Genomic DNA, 16,500 nt, shown 5'->3' on the forward strand with positions numbered 1-16,500 from the left:
TTACGGGGTTTATGCATCCAATTTCATGTCACCATCTTGAATAAGTCCTTTCTTTCGGAACCATTCAGATAAGATTAAACTAATCATAGCAGGTAACAAAATGAGTAGTAAGACGATTGACCACCATACGACAGGCTGTGATCCCATCGTTTCAACTAACATAATTGGACCAACTAATCCACTCGTCCCCATTCCAGCGCCAATCGCATTATTTTCTAATTGTAACCAAACAGTCGCGACTGGAGCTAGTAACATGCCTGCCACAGTGGGCGGTACGACGATAATTGGTTTCTTCACGATATTGGCGATTTGTAACATGGACGTTCCAATGCCTTGCGATACGAGTCCACCGAAACCATTTTCGCGGAAACTACTCGCTGCAAAACCAACCATTTGTGCAGCACAGCCTACAGTAGCTGCACCAGCTGCTAACCCTTGAAGATCAAGCATAACCGCTATCGCAACACTCGAAATAGGCGCGGTTAACGCCAAGCCCATTAATGCCGCTACAATCATTCCCATTAAAAACGGTCTTAAGTCAGTCGCCCAATTAATGATTGAACCAAATCCTTCTAATAGTGACGCTATCGGCGGTCCTACAGAAGATGCAACTAAAAAGCCAACTAAAATCGTCACGAGTGGCGTTATAACAATATCAAGCTTCGTTTCTTTACTCACTAATTTCCCGATCTCAACAGCGATTAAGGCAGCTAAAAAACTACCAGCTGGGCCACCACCAATCTCAGCAGCATAACTTCCGGCAAATAACGCACTGTATAAAACGAGTGGTGGTGCCTTTAAACCATGAGCAATCGCCACGCCAATCGCACCACCATAAATGATCGGCTGTATAGCAAAAGCGCCAACATCAACAAACGCTTGGGGTAAAAACGGGACCTCGTTTCCCAACGTTTGAATAATCGTTCCAATGATTAGTGATGCAAACAGTCCTAACGCCATATAACTCAATGACGTTAAAATATATTGTTGAAAAGATGGGTAGACACCTTTACGATGCAAGAATGCTTTCACTGGTCACGACCTCCATATATGATTACTTTTGTTCAACGGACTTAATCATGTTGATCATCATCGTGATGTCATCTTCCATTTGATTAGGTGTCGTCACAGTAGACATCTTAATGCCACCGATACCGACATGCACTTCGTATGAATCTTCTTCATAGTTATCTGCATGTAAATAAGCGAAAGCTTCATCTGTTTGGAATGTTCTTAAGTATTGGTCTTTATTTTCAATTTGGTTATAGAACCAACGACTATTGGGTGCTTCAAATTCATTAATAAACAATATATAAGATTGTCCACTATCATTAAAGACAATATTGCTAGCATTTTGTTCACTGACTCGTAGCTCATCTGGTTTATACAATTCAAAGTCATTAACGGTATAATTCGCCTCAGGTCCTTCTGTCGATAAGAACGTATCTTTCACATGACTTTCGCCTTTATCAAAGGCTTCTTCCATTGACTGGCTACAACCTGTAATGACAAGTGCTAATATTAAAAATGACAACCCTTTTAATACCAATTTCAATCCTATTCCCTCCATCATTAACATTTCATCTATAAGGCATCATCAGTTGACAAATGACCGCAAACTATTCATGATTAATCATAACATTTATACCTTTAAGGAGGATATGTCATGGAACTATCAATCTATTTAGCAGGTCAAATTCACGATGACTGGCGCGATCAATTAAAACAAAAAGCCAAACAACAAAACTTATCTATCACGTTTTACGGTCCACAAGAAAATCATGATTTATCTGATAACATCGGCGAACAAATTAAAGGTGAACAACCCAATCAAATCGACCGAGACGACGCTGCATCCAGTATTAACAATTTCCGCACCCAATTAATGATGCAACAATCGGATGCGGTGATCGCGCTTTTCGGAGAATCATATAAACAGTGGAACACCGCAATGGATGCCGGCATTGCAATCGGACTGAATAAACCACTCATTCTAATACGACCGCAATCGTTGATTCATCCGTTAAAAGAATTATCCAATCAATCTAACGTTACCGTTGAGACGATCGATCAAGCTTTGGATGTTTTAGCTTATACGTTTAAATAATCTAAAATAAGAGAGATGGACATCCTAAATGTCCATCTCTCTTATTTTAACGTGCCCACAAACGTTGTCAAGCACTGTTACTAGCTATTTTGTTTAATAGTATCAACCGTCGATTGATCAATTGATTTAACAAGTTTTGTGAGCAATTCTTTCGCTGCAGCATAATCATCAATATGAATCATCGATGAACTCGTATGGATATAACGTGAGCAAATACCGACAACAGCTGAAGGTACACCGTCATTAGAAATATGAACGCGCCCTGCATCAGTTCCACCTTGTGAAATAAAATATTGGTAAGGAATATCATGAGATTCAGCTGTATCCAAAATGAACTCTCGCATGCCACGGTGTGTGATCATCGTTTTGTCAAAGATTCTCAGTAATGCCCCTTCACCTAATTGACCAAACTCTTTGTCATCGCCTTCCATATCATTGGCAGGTGATGCGTCTAGTGCGAAAAAGAGGTCCGGATCAATCATATTCGCTGCAACTTGAGCCCCGCGTAAACCGACTTCTTCTTGTACAGTAGCGCCTGAATAAAGGGTATGATTTAATGTCTCACCTTGAAGTTCTTTTAATAACTCAATAGATAAACCACATCCATAACGATTATCCCAAGCTTTCGCCATGATTTTCTTATCATTGGCCATTTCTGTAAACGGACATACCGGGACGATCGGTTGGCCAGGTTTAACACCAATACGTTTCACATCTTCCTCATCGTCAGCACCAATGTCAATTAACATATCTTTCATTTCCATCGGTTTTTGACGTTGTTCTGGTGTTAAATTATGAGGTGGCGTTGAGCCAATGACTCCTGTGACAGGGCCTTGGTCTGTTAGCACTTGTACACGTTGAGCCAATAACACTTGGCTCCACCAGCCACCTAATGGTTGAAAACGGATCATGCCATTTTTCGTCACTTGTTTAACCATGAAACCGACTTCATCCATGTGACCCGCTACCATCACAGTTGGTCCTTCATTTTGCCGTACGCCAAACACACCGCCTAAACGATCTTGGACGACCTCGTCAGCATATTTATGTAGTTCTTGTCGCATAAATTGACGCACTTCATGTTCATGTCCTGGTGCGCCCGGGAGTTCTGTTAATGTTTTAAACATCTGTTTTGTCTCTTGGTTCACCTTTATCACTCCAACTCTAGTATAATCCTCTTTTATTTTAACAGAAAATTTTTGATAATCCATCCTATTTTATTTTCTTTTCTATCATGCTCTCGTTATAATAGGACTAAACATTGTTTAATTGGAGTGAGTATGGATGAAATGGTATAAAATTGTCGTGCCAGCCGCTGTCGGTATTGCAGTAGGAGCTGTGGCTGGTAAACGTGTGAAGGACAACTGGTTAGTACCAGAAGTCGCGCTAAATCGAGTGAAAGAAGAATTTAAGCAAGACGGACCAATTAGTGGATCGTGGATATTAATGGACAAAAAAGGTTTCAGCCATAATGGCAAATCGTATCAAGTCTATGAAGGCGGTGTCACGCGAACAATTGATGGCAAAACCGAACAGTTCCAATTCATTGTCGACGCCACAAACGGCACCCTTTTAGATAGCTATCCATTATTAGATGGCTAATATTCAAACGAAAGTATAAGACATCTAATCAAGGGGTTGAGACAAAACCTAATTCAGTAAAGTAAAACCCGGACGATTTAATTAAAAAATAAATCGTCCGGGTTTTCTGCTTGAATAACGCTCCATCAAAACACTTCGCTTGGTTCTTCGTGACATAAGCTCAACATCGGCTCTGCTGGCGCAATCGCCGTGTTTCCTTTACCGGGGCACGGCTCGAGCCAGGCAACCTCATCGAATATGCTTCCTTGCAACTTGCACCGAGGAAGCCTGCTTCGAAGCGATACGAGAAGACGCAGGTGCATCCCTCGGGGGACAAAGGAACTTCGGCTAAGTACCGGACGTCCTGTCCGAACGCCGAAGTGACCCACGTCCTGTGCGCCTTCGTGCTATTCCCGTGACGACCCGGACGGTCTAATGTCGACGTTGGTCACAAAAGCTGATTTCATAAGCTTCCTTGACTAATTCTGCGCCGAGTACTCGCAGGCGCAGGACGTGACCGAACTTAGTCGACCAGGCGTCTACGTGTTTTGATTCCGCTTCATTAGTGCTTAACTGTTATGATGTCCAAACATTCGTCTTTTGCACAATTTAATATCCTTCTATCCCAGCCTCTTTTACTAACATTCTTCTTTTGTGCAATTAAATATCCTTTTGTCGCAACTTCTGCCTATTTAAATTCAAATCTTATTTACTCATACGAATACCGTTCGCGTTCAATGTATTCATCTATCTCTTGGTTATCGTCGAAACGAACCGCACGGTAATACGCGTCGTGGTAAAACACAAACCAACGATTGTTTTCATAAGCTTCGTTCAACAAGGCTTGCTTTTCATGAACACTCGTAACAGGATAATCATCGTATGCTAACACCCATAACGGATTTTGGTGTCCATGTGTTGGCATTAAATCCGCCATATGAATGAATTGATCTAAATCATCTTCATAATGAATGACACTATGACCATGACTATGGCCACTCGTATGCGTCATGGTCAATCCAGGTAACACCTCATAACGACTTGAAAATGTTTCCACTTGATCTTGTACCGGTTCCCAGTTCTCACGCCAATACGTATTTTGCGAGCGCATATTCGGTTGTCTCATCTCATCCCATTCTACATCAGAGGTTATAATTCTAGCATTAGGAAACGTTGAACATAATTGACCTTGATCATCTCTATACGTTAAACCACTCGCATGATCGAAATGCATATGGGTCATTAATACGATATCAATCGACTCTCTCGTTAAGCCGAGTTCTTCTAACGACGAGAGCACTTGGGACTCTTCTAACACACCGAAATTACGTTTCAACTTATCATTTAATTTGCCAAAGCCGATTCCTGACTCAATTAAAAGGTTCTTCCCTTCGACTTGTAACAAAATCGGATCACAACGTAATTCGATCTGGTTTTTATCATTATGAGGGTATTTTTTCGTCCATAATGGTTTCGGTACAACGCCGAACATTGCCCCGCCATCCATGTGAGTAACGCCACCATTTAACCACGTTAATGTCGCATGTCCAATCGTTAATGTTTCCATCCTATCACCTCATATATTAAGATTGTTTAGCTGAGAAAGATGCTTCACATCGATAAATGACTTGCCCTTTTTGTGAGAATTTCTCTTCATATTCTGTCATGATATTCGTCTCATCGTCAGACGCGTGCAAATCAAGCTTTACGTCTTGTAATGTCATACCAAATTGAGAAAAACTCACTAAACTATATTCAAACAATTGGCGGTTGTCCGTCTTCATAATCACTAAGCCGTCATCCTTTAGCACGTTTTGATACTGCTCTAAAAATGTATAATACGTTAACCGGCGCTTCTCATGTCTAGACTTTGGCCAAGGGTCTGAAAAATTTAAATAAAGGCGATCAATTTCATTTTCCCCAAACATATCACGTAAATCTTTTGCATTTTCATGGATTAATGTCGCGTTTGTCACGTCAGGGTCGTTTAATTTATCGATCGCGCTAACGATGACATTTTTATCGCGTTCAATGCCAATAAAATTCATGTCCGGGTGTTGTCTTGCCATCCCATCGATGAACCGTCCCTTTCCTGTACCAATTTCTAAAGCGAGAGGCTGTTCTTGTTCAAAGCGACTCTGCCAGTTACCTCGTCGTTGATACGGATCTAACTCGACAATTGTCGGATGATTTTTAATATAGTCTTCTGCCCATGGTTTGTTTCGTAATCTCATAGTTAACACCTTTCTTTAATGACAATCTAAGTCCATTATACAATAAAAACATCTATATCCAAGATGTAATCAAGGATATAGATGTTTCATTAACGATTTATAAATAAGGCCTGTTCCTGTAATAATTGTTTTTTCCATTTTTCGCTCTCATGTTCATCGCCTTGATCGAGATGCCATAAATAATAAGACAACGATTGAGCAAGTCGATACCATTGAATACGTGCTAATAATGGCTGGTCAAGCTCAATGCCATATTGTTGTAACCAATCATCCCAGCTGTCACGTGGAATATATTGATAAAGCATCATGCTTAAATCCATCGCAGGATCAGCTAATACCGCATTATCCCAATCGATTAAATATAAATGATTATCTTCACCTAAGAGCCAATTCTCATGATTAACATCTGCATGACAGACGACTTTACGGTGATTTTCTACATGTTTTATATGCTGTGTTAAAAACTGAATGACTTGCTGCACGAATGATGTATTTAAAACGGATAATGAGCGGCTTTTCTCCTGTAATTGTACAAGGAAATGCCACGGCTCTAACGGTTTTTTACCCATACGCATAAATAAGTGCAAGATCTCAGATGAGTGATGGATTTTACTCATTAGCTGGACGACCGCTTCCTGTTGCATTTCATCTTTTGATAAAACGCGTCCTTCAAGCCATTTTTGCGCTGTAATGACATCGCCATCAGCTAGTCGTTTCGTCCATACAAGTTTAGGGACTATACCTTCTGCAGATAAAATCGCTAGAAATGGGGATGAATTACGTTTTAGAAATAACTTTTGTTGCTGGCTGTTTTCTGCTAAATATGCTTCACCGGACGTTCCACCAGCTGGGGTGATTAGCCAGTCCGAGCCTAGAACGTGTTGTTCCATGCTTCACTCACCTACTTTTCACTATGACGTGTCGTTCGAGTTCTATTTAAAAAGTCAGACTTGATTAGAATAACTTATGATTATGAATGATTTCAAGAGGTAGATTAATAAAGTTATCGAATAAACGTCTGTTTTCGATTCGATGAATTAATCTTTAATCGTTTTGCTCGTCCTGTTGTTCCATCAGTTTGAAAGGTTAGTCGCGTATCAGCTTCAATCGTTATAACTGATCCACGGTATTCGTTGACTGATTTCAATCGAGAATGTTGGCCTATCAATATTGTGGGTAATAATAGAAGTAGTAACCAACGACTCAGCGAATTAACAGTTGTAACAACAAAATCTTGTTGTGTCCAACTTGCTTTAGGAGCAATTGGGAGGCAGATCCCAAAATAAGGAAGTCGATTAACTGTTACGAGCCATGTATTATTCATTTTAATACAACTACCATCTACATTTAAAGACAAATTTTTAGTTTTTCCTCGAATAATTTTTTGGAATGTCGTTTTCATGTAGATAGACCGCCTATTACCACTATTTATAAATCTATGTTGCTTACGTTTCTGATTAACAGTTTCAGCGACATCAGCATCCAAGCCGACGCCAATACTTGTCGTAAAATAGCTTAATTGGTTGTCAGATTCATAACGTCCCAAACGAAGGTTAATCGACTCAGGGTGGTCAAATACTTTCATCAATTGCTTAAGTGGATGACGTTTAACACCAATTCATCTCGCAAAATCATTGCCTGTACCTAACGGGATGAATGCGATAGGAATATCTGCTTTCAATCCGTGTATCACTTCTTGTAATGTGCCGTCACCGCCTAAAACGACGAGGCAATCCACTTGATGACCTATGACTTAAGTCGTTATTCTTTGCACGTCCGCTTCACCTTACGTATAATAAAAGAGAACATTGATGAACGAGGTCCGGTCTGAGCTCGAAAAATTGTCGTACAATGTCGATAGCTTTTTGCCGGCCAGCCATAGGGTTAATAATCCATAGATACATGGTCATACCCCTTTTTATTTTACTTGATTTGGAGTGATTTCATTATGCAATGTCATTTTTGCGAGAAAATATCGCCACTACCAACGAGTGGGTCTATTTTTGTCCATGAACGTACGAACGCTTATCAGTATTTGAAAGAGAGCCAAGGACTCGATGGTCATGAAGAAAACACAACATTTCTCGCTATTCCTTTTTTATCCCATGATGAACTAAAATCTATCTTATATCCGATGATTAACACTGGAGCTGAGCAAAATTGGATTCGTGTGTATAGTGACGACGACGATAAACATCCCATTCACCTAACTATCCAACATTTATACCATCGCATTTCTGACCCAGAACTTGTTCAATTGATTGAAGATGAAGCTTTTGAAACGCATCTCCAACCGATTTTCAACTTGCAAACTGAAAAATTGTATGGCTACGAATCTTTGCTTCGCACCCATCAAAACGTCGTTAACCCGGGGCGATTGTTTCAATTCGCACAACAAGCAGGCTTGCAGTCGTATTTAGATCAACGTGCAAGACGTTTAGCGATTCAAACGAAAGCGAATAAAATTGGGCGAGAATACTATATATTTATTAATTTTTTACCGTCATCCATTTACAACCCAGACTTTTGTTTAAAACATACATTTGAAGCGATCGACGAATATAACGTCTCAAAAGATGAACTCGTCTTTGAAGTTGTTGAGACTGAGTATATTGACGATCTCTCTCATTTAGAAGGCATTTTAAATCGATATAAACAATCAGGGATGCGCGTCGCTCTTGATGATGTCGGTAGTGGTTACAACAACTTAGACGTATTAAGTCAATTGAGCACGGATATTATTAAGATTGATCGTTATTACGTCCGCAATTGCCATGAAAATGATGACAATCAACTATTCATCGACCGGGCCATTGACATTGCCAAGCAATTAAACCTCACCATATTAGCTGAGGGTATCGAAACCGAAGAGGAATTCCGCCATTTACAAGCGAAAGGGATTCACTTAGCACAAGGTTTTTACTTAGGTAAACCATCCGCAGACATTGTGCATGAACTCGATTAAAAATCATCCTCGACATCTTCCCATTCTGGACGTCTAATCGATGTCGTTTGAGTATGTTCTAGCAGAGCACCAGCAGCTTTTAGTTGCTGGTGCTTTAATGGGGTTGTAACTGACCGATGATGAGAAAACCATGATTCATAGTTTGATTGATCAATATATTTCGTCTGGTAAGGTAAATGATGATATTGAATGCGTCCATTTGGTGCTAGCACAACTTTTTCGATCGTGTAATCAATATCATGGTGGTTCAAAATACTTCGGACTGCTCCTTCCATACGTTTTAAGGCTGTATTTGGATTCACAATGCTTTCTTCTTTACCATCAAGACGTTGAATCCATTTACGTTGGTCAACAGCTTCAAACACCGCTTCTTCCTCATGATCAAGCCAATAAATACAGACAATAGACGTGGGCGTCACTAAAATAATATCGCCTTCCAACAGCGCTTTATTCAGTTTGAATATAGGTTTATAAAACAACAAAAACGTGTCTGGAAAACGCGTTAAAAAATATTTCAAACGACTATCACGTTCGAAAACACGATCTAAAAAAGATACTTCTTGTAACGTACTCGATGCCCATTTTAATTGAAAGTGAAATATACGATCTAAAAAATCTTGTTTTAATTCATCTTCATTGTCTGGCAGTTTGGGAACGGAATGATCAATCGTTTCAAACGGTTCATCATCCTCATGTTTTTTAAATAACCGTTTAAAAAACGTGTCTTTCTTGTCTTGTCGAGCTTCTTCATCTTCATCAACATCCGATTCAATGTGATCCCATTCTCTCTGCCTTATCCATTGTTGTTTGATCCCATCATAGTTTTCTTTTTTTAGACGAATGAACTGTCCGGGGTAGCGAAAAATATCCCGTTCATAACGTGAAACATAATCTTGAAGTTTGATTAGTTGTGCCATGATGATTCACCTTTTCCTTCTAAATGACATGTTTGAACGATACGGTATTTCGGTTGAGTGTTAGGATCAATGTGGAACAATTGAAACGCATTTGCTTGCCAATGAAGTGGTCGCTCTAACGCAGCCTCTAACTGGTCTATCCTCTTGTCTATAGAACCACCATGCCATTTCTTTGCAAGCGTAATATGCGGTTTATATGGTCTGGATTCGTTCATAAAACCACACGCTAAAGCAACGTTTTCAACCTCACTTTTCAATCGCGATAGTGGTTTTGTTCGCTCCACTTCAGCATATAAGACACGTGGTTGGTCAGGTTTCCCAAAATAATTCAGCCCATTTATGGTCAGATCAAGTGGTGCATGCCCATTTAACTGTGATAACGTATCATTTAGTTTGGACAAGGTTTCCTGTTCAACAGCGCCAAGAAATTTAAGCGTCAAATGAAAATCCTCTTCATGAACCCATTCATTATAACTGACGTGAGGTTTAACACTATGTTGCCAACTATGAAGCGTCCTACCAATTGTTTCGGGTACTTTGATCCCAATGAAATAATGACTCATCCTGTCACCCTCATTCCGTTTCGAGTAATTGATTAAGCTCAACGTCTGTTAATTCTCTCGCTTCACCCAAAGCTAACTCATCGTCTAACGTTAATGACCCCATTGCTAAACGTTTTAAATACACAACTTCTTTATCAACCGCTTGAAACATTCGTTTAATTTGATGATACTTCCCTTCCGTAATCGTGATGTATACTTTCGATTCGTACTCAGATTGTTCTGCAATATCTAAATGGGCTGGTTTTGTCACGTAACCATCATCTAACGTCACACCTGCTTGAAACTTACGGACATCATCTTCGGTGACTTCGGCATTGATGATTGCCTCATATTGCTTGTCTACTTTATGCTTCGGCGAAGTTAGACGGTGTGCTAATTGACCGTCATTTGTTAATAAGAGCAATCCTTCTGTATCACGATCGAGTCGGCCAACCGGAAATAGATGAAACTTATCATAATACGGATCAAGCAAATCAGTTACAACCTCATGACGATCGTCTTCCGTTGCTGAAATGACACCTTGAGGTTTGTGCAACATGATATAGGCATATTGTTGATAGATGATCGGGACACCACTGACAATAACGTCTGATGTTGTTGGGTCCACATGATAACTCACATCTTTAATGACCGCTTCATCAATCGTGACAGCCCCTTTTTTAATTAATTTTTTTACATCTTTACGCGAACCAAAGCCTTCGTTCGCTAACAATTTATCTAATCGCATAAACGCTTACTCCTATATAAAGAATTTCGATAAACGACGCGCTCGGTTACCGAGTAATCGTTCTAACAGTGTCGTCTTGTACACCATCCATAAGTAAGCATAACCCCCAATGATGACTGGGACAAATAATTGTAACGACACTTGCCATTTCGTCATATCACCTGAGAACGGTAAACCAACGAGGTAACGACTAATCAAAACGACAATAGCCATGATCGCGGTTAAAATGACAACCAATAAAGACTTTTTAAATAATGGTCGTAACTCAAACTGCGTCGCGCGGTATAGAACCGCTAAATTAAGAAAAGCTGCCGTCATAACACCTAAACCGGTCGCTAAAACGGCTCCCTCTGCCTCTAACCATGTAATGAGTGGAACATTAAGTGATAGTTTAATGAGTAAACCGACAGCTAAACTGATTAATGTGAAGTTTTGACGGTTCACGCCTTGTAACATCGACGCGCTAACGGTAAATAAAGCAAATAGTAATGACACGGGTGCATACACTGCTAAAATTGACCCCGCATAACTGATCGAATCGATACTATAAAACGTGCCATACGCTTCATCCGATAAAATCGATAAACCGATCGCTGCTGGGAAGATAAATAACATCACAATTTGCAAGGATTGGCTAATATACTGTCTATAACGTTGGGAATCATTTTGAGTATATGCTTCTGTAATCGATGGTAATAACGCCATCGCTAACCCAATTGCCAGAGTGACTGGAATAATCACTAGTTTATGACCATAAACGATAATAACCGATAACAATGATTCTGACACATCCGCTAAACCGATATTCGCCATCGCACGGTTAAACGTCATTTGATCGATCATTTGATATAAAGGCGTTGCAATACCGACTAAAATAAACGGACCTGCATACGATAACAATTCTTGATAAAGATCACGTTTGGCCGGCGTTTCTTTTGGTTTGGAACGTTCAACCTGTCTTAATAGATCTGGCCGTTTCTTACGATAAATATACAACAACGTCGCGCCAGAAGCGAGTGCTCCGACAAATGCGGCAAATGCTGCCAAACCAACAGCGAGCGTCATCGTTCCTTGAAATACACGTAAAACGACAAATGCTGCAATCAATAAAAAACCGATACGCACGATTTGTTCAATGACAATCGAAATTGCACTCGGCCCCATCGATGCATGACCTTGAAAATAACCACGAACTAAACTCATCGGTGCAACAACTAACAAGGCCACACTGACCATTTTAATGACAAAGGCGACATCGCTCGTTGAGTTTTGAAAATTACCGCTTTCAGGCACAAATAATTGCGCTAACCAATCAGCTGTCAAAAACATGATCAAAAATGTGATAACCCCTGTCACGACCATAAACCATAAGCCTGATCTAAACATCGTCTGTTTTGTCTGATAATCTTCTAATGCATTATATTTGGCAACGAATTTCGACATCGCCATCGGAATGCCAAGTGACGAGATTGTTAAAAAGATTTGATAGGGATTATAAGCATACGAGTAAAGCGCGCCACCCGCATCCCCTACTAAGGCAAAAAACGGGATGACATAGAGTAATCCGAGCACTTTTGATAAGTAATTAGCACCCGTTAACATCATCGTGCCTTTAAATATATTGGATTGGGACATATTTTCACCTGCAATAACTAGTCTATTTCATGTTATTATTTTATCATAAAGCGTAAACAAATTAATGAGTAGAAGGGTATGAAATCATTTTGACATATGATGTAGTCGTGATTGGAGGTGGGCCATCTGGATTAATGGCTGCTATTACAGCTGGACAATCCGGAGCTAACACCTTATTAATTGAAAAAGGAAAAAAACTAGGCCGCAAACTCGCGATCAGTGGTGGCGGACGTTGTAATGTCACAAACGTCTTACCTGATAAAGAATTAATTGAGCACATTCCTGGTAATGGCAAGTTTTTATACAGTGCGTTTAGCCATTTTAACAACTATTCCATTATTGATTATTTTGAGTCATTAGGTGTTGAACTTAAAGAAGAAGATAAAGGTCGCATGTTTCCCGTGAATGATAAAGCCATGACTGTCGTCAATAAACTCGTCGAACTACTCGACGTCTACCAAATTGATACCTCTCTTCAAACGAAGGTCGATGCTATTCATTATGGGGATACACACCATACCATTATTTTAGAAAATGGCAATAAAATCGATACGACGTCGGTAGTCATTGCTGTCGGAGGTAAATCAGTCCCTCACACTGGAAGCGAAGGACAAGGGTATGCATGGGCGAAAAAAGCTGGACATACCATTACGGAATTATACCCAACCGAAGTTCCGATGACATCTAATGCTCCGTTTATTAAAGCGCAAACGTTACAAGGTATTTCATTGCGAGATGTTGCAATCACTGCCTTAAAACCGAATGGAAAGCCAATTAAAACCCATCGTTGGGACGTCTTGTTTACACACGAAGGTATTTCAGGACCAGCGGCTTTACGGTTAAGTCAATATGTCGTCAAGGCATTAAAACGACATAATGTGGATGAAATCACGGTATCTATTGACTGTTTTCCAGATATAAACGAAGACCAACTTGTCCAACAGTTGCTTGATGCCTCTAAAGAAGTACCTAATAAATCGATCAAGCATGCATGGAAGCCATTTATGCAAGAACGTGTGTTAACGTTTTTGTTAGAACAAGCCGACTTAGATGAATATACGACCTATCATCATTTAGAAAAGAAAAAAGTATTACAACTGGCTTATTTGATGAAACATTTTAGTTTTGCCGTTAACGGAACCTTATCGATTGAAAAAGCCTTTATCACTGGTGGCGGTGTATCCTTAAAAGAAATCGTTCCAAATCAAATGGCGTCCAAAATAATGGACCGATTGTTTTTCTGCGGTGAAATTTTAGACATTCACGGTTACACAGGTGGCTTTAACATTACAGCAGCTTTTTCAACAGGCCATGTCGCTGGTATGAATGCGGCTTATATCGCACTAGAAAACCGTTAAAGGAGTATCAACTATGAACATCATCTCATGGAATGTCAATGGCCTAAGAGCAGCTGTTCGTAAAGGGTTTTTAGACTATGTACAATCTGAAGATCCTGACATCATATGTGTTCAGGAAATTAAATTACAAGAAGGTCAAATCGACTTACCATTAAACCAGTATCATATATATTGGAACTACGCTGAGCGAAAAGGCTACTCTGGAACAGCAATTTTCACAAAACAACAACCCATACGTTCGTTTCATGGCGATTTTCATCCAGCCGCTAATTCAGAAGGACGTGTACTAGGCGTAGAGTTTCAACACTTTTATCTAGTCAATGTTTATACACCCAATTCGAAACGATCGTTAGAACGCTTATCAGAGCGACTCGAATGGGAAGACCAATTTTTCGATTACGTTAAAACATTAGAAGATGAGAAACCTGTTATTATTTGTGGTGACCTTAATGTCGCTCATCAGTCAATTGATGTAAAAAATGATAAATCGAACGTTGGTAACTCAGGATTCACAGATGAAGAACGAGAGAAAATGACCCGTCTGTTAAATCATGGTTTTATCGATGTATTACGCTACGTTTATCCAGACCGGGACGACTTATTTACGTGGTGGTCTTACATGAAAACAGTAAGAGAACGGAACATCGGATGGAGAATCGACTATTTTTTAATTTCTAAACCACTTCTAAATAAGCTAGAACATTTTCAAGTCGATAGTCACATATACGGAAGCGATCACTGTCCGATTCAAATGACGATTGACTTATAGTAAAAGGGAAAAGCTCAGCTGCTTTTCCCTTTTATATGTCCTGATTAAATCGATTATACCGGAACGATGATAAATCAAACGACAATTCACCATACAAGACAAACTCAGACAAAATTTCACCGATAACACTACTAAACTTAAACCCATGCCCCGAAAAGCCACACGCGACATGAATATTTGGATAGCCTGGCAGTGGATCAATAATAAAGTCACCATCTGGCGTATTCGTATAAGTACACACTTGTCCTTCCTTATGCACCATGTCATGTGCAAACAGCCGTTTTACTTGATCCGTCACGTCATGAACATCACTTGAATAGTCACCAAACGCTTCCAACTCATCATAAGGATTAACAGCCTGACCGCCATCATGTCGACCTATTTTTATGCCTTATTGCTCAATACTCGGAAAGCCATAATATGTTTGACCATTCATATCATATGCCCAGCCTGGCAACGCTTGTTGTCCATACACTACTTCATCGGAATGAAACCATGAAAACGTTTTTCGTGTTGGTGTTAACGGAACTTGTTCTCCCAACATAGCTAACAAATCATTAGTTTGCTTGCCAGCACTAATAATCATGTGTTCTGCATAAACCGTTTCATCCTTAAGTTCAACTTTAACGTAATTAGTGTCAGGCATAATCGTTTGAACCTGAGCATACGTCTTCAATTTAGCTCCTTTTTCAATTGCTAATTCACGATAAGTTTGAAGTATACGTTCGCTCATTAATACACCAGAATCGGGTTCAAAGCATCCAACCAAGTGAGGCGCGAGGTTAAAACCAGGCATCTTTCACTGACTTTGAAAGCATTCCATTCAATTAAAGATAAATCATATTAATGTGCGCTCTGTTTAACTTCTTGAATAAATTTTGATTGATCGTCACCAATATTCAATACACCTGTTTGATAAAACAATGTTCGGTGTGAGAATCGATCTAACTCTTTCCATAATGTCATCGCTCTTAAAGCTAATGGTACATAACTGGATCCTTCACCATATGCCTGACGAATGAGTCGTGTATCCCCGTGATGTGATCCTTTATTATGAGGCGGGTTATTCGAATCGATTAATAACACACGCTTGCCTGCCTTTGACAGATAATAACCTGCTGCCATTCCCATAGACCCTGCTCTAATAATTGCAACATCATACATATCATAACACCTGCTTTATCGTTAATTAAACGCATTCTAGCAACCGCACTGTCATCTATCAAAAAAGTGTTTAATCAAAGCCTTTATGGACGATCATTTGAAATGAATACGAATGGATACGGTGTTTTTCGATAAAAAAATAACACCACATAATGATATGTGGTGTTTACGTTCTTATTATTTGCCCGGCGGCGTCCTACTCTCGCAGGGGAAGAACCCCAACTACCATCGGCGCTAGAGAGCTTAACTGCTGTGTTCGGCATGGGAACAGGTGTGACCTCTCTGCCATAACCACCGGACTACTATGATGAAATTTGTTGAAGGATTTGAGTACCTTCAAAACTAGATAAGATGTTGACCAAGCATTGATTGATGAGCGTGACTCGCGTCTTAACCGTTAGTTAAGTCCTCGATCGATTAGTATCTGTCAGCTCCACGTGTCACCACGCTTCCACCTCAGACCTATCAACCTCATCGTCT

Annotated in this window: 18 protein-coding genes, 2 rRNA genes and 1 pseudogene; 5 read left to right on the plus strand and 16 right to left on the minus strand. The window is 39.9% G+C overall.

What is annotated here, in order from left to right; translation table 11 throughout:
* Positions 1–9: 9 nt before the first annotated feature.
* Both ABID56_RS03835 and ABID56_RS03840 read right to left on the minus strand, forming a co-directional pair.
* The gene (locus tag ABID56_RS03835) at positions 10–1,032 is read right to left on the minus strand and encodes a PTS sugar transporter subunit IIC (protein WP_354219294.1); all 1,023 of its coding nucleotides are present in this window, start codon (positions 1,030–1,032) and stop codon (positions 10–12) included.
* A gap of 22 nt (positions 1,033–1,054) precedes the next feature.
* Complete coding sequence (locus ABID56_RS03840; protein WP_354219295.1) at positions 1,055–1,555, minus strand: hypothetical protein; 501 nt, start codon at positions 1,553–1,555, stop codon at positions 1,055–1,057.
* 111 nt (positions 1,556–1,666) lie between these two features.
* Between ABID56_RS03840 and ABID56_RS03845 the strand changes: the two genes are divergently transcribed.
* The gene (locus ABID56_RS03845; RefSeq protein WP_354219296.1) at positions 1,667–2,107 is read left to right on the plus strand and encodes a YtoQ family protein; all 441 of its coding nucleotides are present in this window, start codon (positions 1,667–1,669) and stop codon (positions 2,105–2,107) included.
* 80 nt (positions 2,108–2,187) lie between these two features.
* Here ABID56_RS03845 and ABID56_RS03850 read toward each other — a convergent pair whose 3' ends face one another.
* Positions 2,188–3,255: a M42 family metallopeptidase gene (locus ABID56_RS03850; protein WP_354219297.1), complete on the minus strand. Its 1,068-nt coding sequence runs from the start codon at positions 3,253–3,255 to the stop codon at positions 2,188–2,190.
* 136 nt (positions 3,256–3,391) lie between these two features.
* On the opposite strand from ABID56_RS03850, the gene ABID56_RS03855 reads away from it, so the two are divergent.
* Entirely contained in the window at positions 3,392–3,709 is a 318-nt protein-coding gene (locus ABID56_RS03855; protein ID WP_354219298.1) for a peptidase M4, read from the plus strand.
* A 688-nt stretch (positions 3,710–4,397) separates the two neighbouring features.
* Here the strand turns inward: ABID56_RS03855 and ABID56_RS03860 are convergent.
* The 5 genes from ABID56_RS03860 to ABID56_RS03880 all read right to left on the minus strand — a co-directional run bounded on the left by ABID56_RS03860 (position 4,398) and on the right by ABID56_RS03880 (position 7,660).
* A complete protein-coding gene (locus ABID56_RS03860) occupies positions 4,398–5,255 on the minus strand; it encodes a YtnP family quorum-quenching lactonase (protein ID WP_354219299.1) in 858 nt (285 codons plus the stop codon).
* Between the two features lie 16 nt (positions 5,256–5,271).
* On the minus strand, positions 5,272–5,922 hold the full coding sequence (gene trmB / locus ABID56_RS03865) for a tRNA (guanosine(46)-N7)-methyltransferase TrmB (RefSeq protein WP_354219300.1): 651 nt from the start codon (positions 5,920–5,922) through the stop codon (positions 5,272–5,274).
* Positions 5,923–6,011: 89 nt separating this feature from the next.
* Positions 6,012–6,812, minus strand: coding sequence for a phosphotransferase (locus tag ABID56_RS03870; RefSeq protein WP_354219301.1), 801 nt, complete (start codon positions 6,810–6,812; stop codon positions 6,012–6,014).
* Between the two features lie 113 nt (positions 6,813–6,925).
* Complete coding sequence (locus ABID56_RS03875) at positions 6,926–7,507, minus strand: diacylglycerol/lipid kinase family protein (RefSeq protein ID WP_354219302.1); 582 nt, start codon at positions 7,505–7,507, stop codon at positions 6,926–6,928.
* A gap of 33 nt (positions 7,508–7,540) precedes the next feature.
* Positions 7,541–7,660 (minus strand): acylglycerol kinase family protein, encoded by a 120-nt coding sequence (locus ABID56_RS03880; RefSeq protein ID WP_354219303.1) that lies wholly within the window; start codon positions 7,658–7,660, stop codon positions 7,541–7,543.
* A 210-nt stretch (positions 7,661–7,870) separates the two neighbouring features.
* On the opposite strand from ABID56_RS03880, the gene ABID56_RS03885 reads away from it, so the two are divergent.
* Positions 7,871–8,887 (plus strand): EAL domain-containing protein, encoded by a 1,017-nt coding sequence (locus ABID56_RS03885; protein ID WP_354219304.1) that lies wholly within the window; start codon positions 7,871–7,873, stop codon positions 8,885–8,887.
* On the opposite strand, the gene ABID56_RS03890 is transcribed toward ABID56_RS03885, so the two are convergent.
* Genes ABID56_RS03890 through ABID56_RS03905 form a run of 4 tightly spaced genes read right to left on the minus strand, consistent with a single transcriptional unit; the run spans position 8,884 to position 12,729 of the window.
* Entirely contained in the window at positions 8,884–9,804 is a 921-nt protein-coding gene (locus ABID56_RS03890; RefSeq protein ID WP_354219305.1) for an NERD domain-containing protein, read from the minus strand. The genes ABID56_RS03885 and ABID56_RS03890 overlap by 4 nt on opposite strands.
* Positions 9,792–10,367: an RNA 2',3'-cyclic phosphodiesterase gene (gene thpR, locus ABID56_RS03895; RefSeq protein ID WP_354219306.1), complete on the minus strand. Its 576-nt coding sequence runs from the start codon at positions 10,365–10,367 to the stop codon at positions 9,792–9,794. Before thpR ends, ABID56_RS03890 begins: the two co-directional genes overlap by 13 nt.
* Positions 10,368–10,377: 10 nt before the next feature.
* Positions 10,378–11,094, minus strand: coding sequence for a pseudouridine synthase (locus ABID56_RS03900; RefSeq protein WP_354219307.1), 717 nt, complete (start codon positions 11,092–11,094; stop codon positions 10,378–10,380).
* Positions 11,095–11,106: 12 nt separating this feature from the next.
* Positions 11,107–12,729: a putative polysaccharide biosynthesis protein gene (locus ABID56_RS03905; RefSeq protein ID WP_354219308.1), complete on the minus strand. Its 1,623-nt coding sequence runs from the start codon at positions 12,727–12,729 to the stop codon at positions 11,107–11,109.
* Positions 12,730–12,818: 89 nt separating this feature from the next.
* Between ABID56_RS03905 and ABID56_RS03910 the strand changes: the two genes are divergently transcribed.
* Together ABID56_RS03910 and ABID56_RS03915 are read left to right on the plus strand one after the other, a co-directional pair.
* Positions 12,819–14,087: a BaiN/RdsA family NAD(P)/FAD-dependent oxidoreductase gene (locus ABID56_RS03910; RefSeq protein ID WP_354219309.1), complete on the plus strand. Its 1,269-nt coding sequence runs from the start codon at positions 12,819–12,821 to the stop codon at positions 14,085–14,087.
* Positions 14,088–14,100: 13 nt separating this feature from the next.
* The gene (locus ABID56_RS03915) at positions 14,101–14,856 is read left to right on the plus strand and encodes an exodeoxyribonuclease III (protein WP_354219310.1); all 756 of its coding nucleotides are present in this window, start codon (positions 14,101–14,103) and stop codon (positions 14,854–14,856) included.
* Positions 14,857–14,887: 31 nt separating this feature from the next.
* On the opposite strand, the pseudogene ABID56_RS03920 reads toward ABID56_RS03915, so the two are convergent.
* From ABID56_RS03920 to ABID56_RS03935, 4 genes and pseudogenes are all read right to left on the minus strand, one after another.
* Positions 14,888–15,652: pseudogene (locus ABID56_RS03920) on the minus strand (FAD-dependent oxidoreductase).
* 47 nt (positions 15,653–15,699) lie between these two features.
* Positions 15,700–16,020, minus strand: a complete 321-nt coding sequence (locus tag ABID56_RS03925; RefSeq protein WP_354219311.1) for an FAD-dependent oxidoreductase — start codon at positions 16,018–16,020, stop codon at positions 15,700–15,702.
* A 183-nt stretch (positions 16,021–16,203) separates the two neighbouring features.
* Positions 16,204–16,319: ribosomal RNA gene (rrf, locus tag ABID56_RS03930) — 5S ribosomal RNA — on the minus strand.
* Positions 16,320–16,417: 98 nt separating this feature from the next.
* Positions 16,418–16,500, minus strand: a 23S ribosomal RNA gene (locus tag ABID56_RS03935); the annotation flags it as partial.

It is taken from the genome of Alkalibacillus flavidus, assembly GCF_040545925.1.
Lineage (GTDB): Bacteria > Bacillota > Bacilli > Bacillales > Alkalibacillaceae > Alkalibacillus > Alkalibacillus flavidus.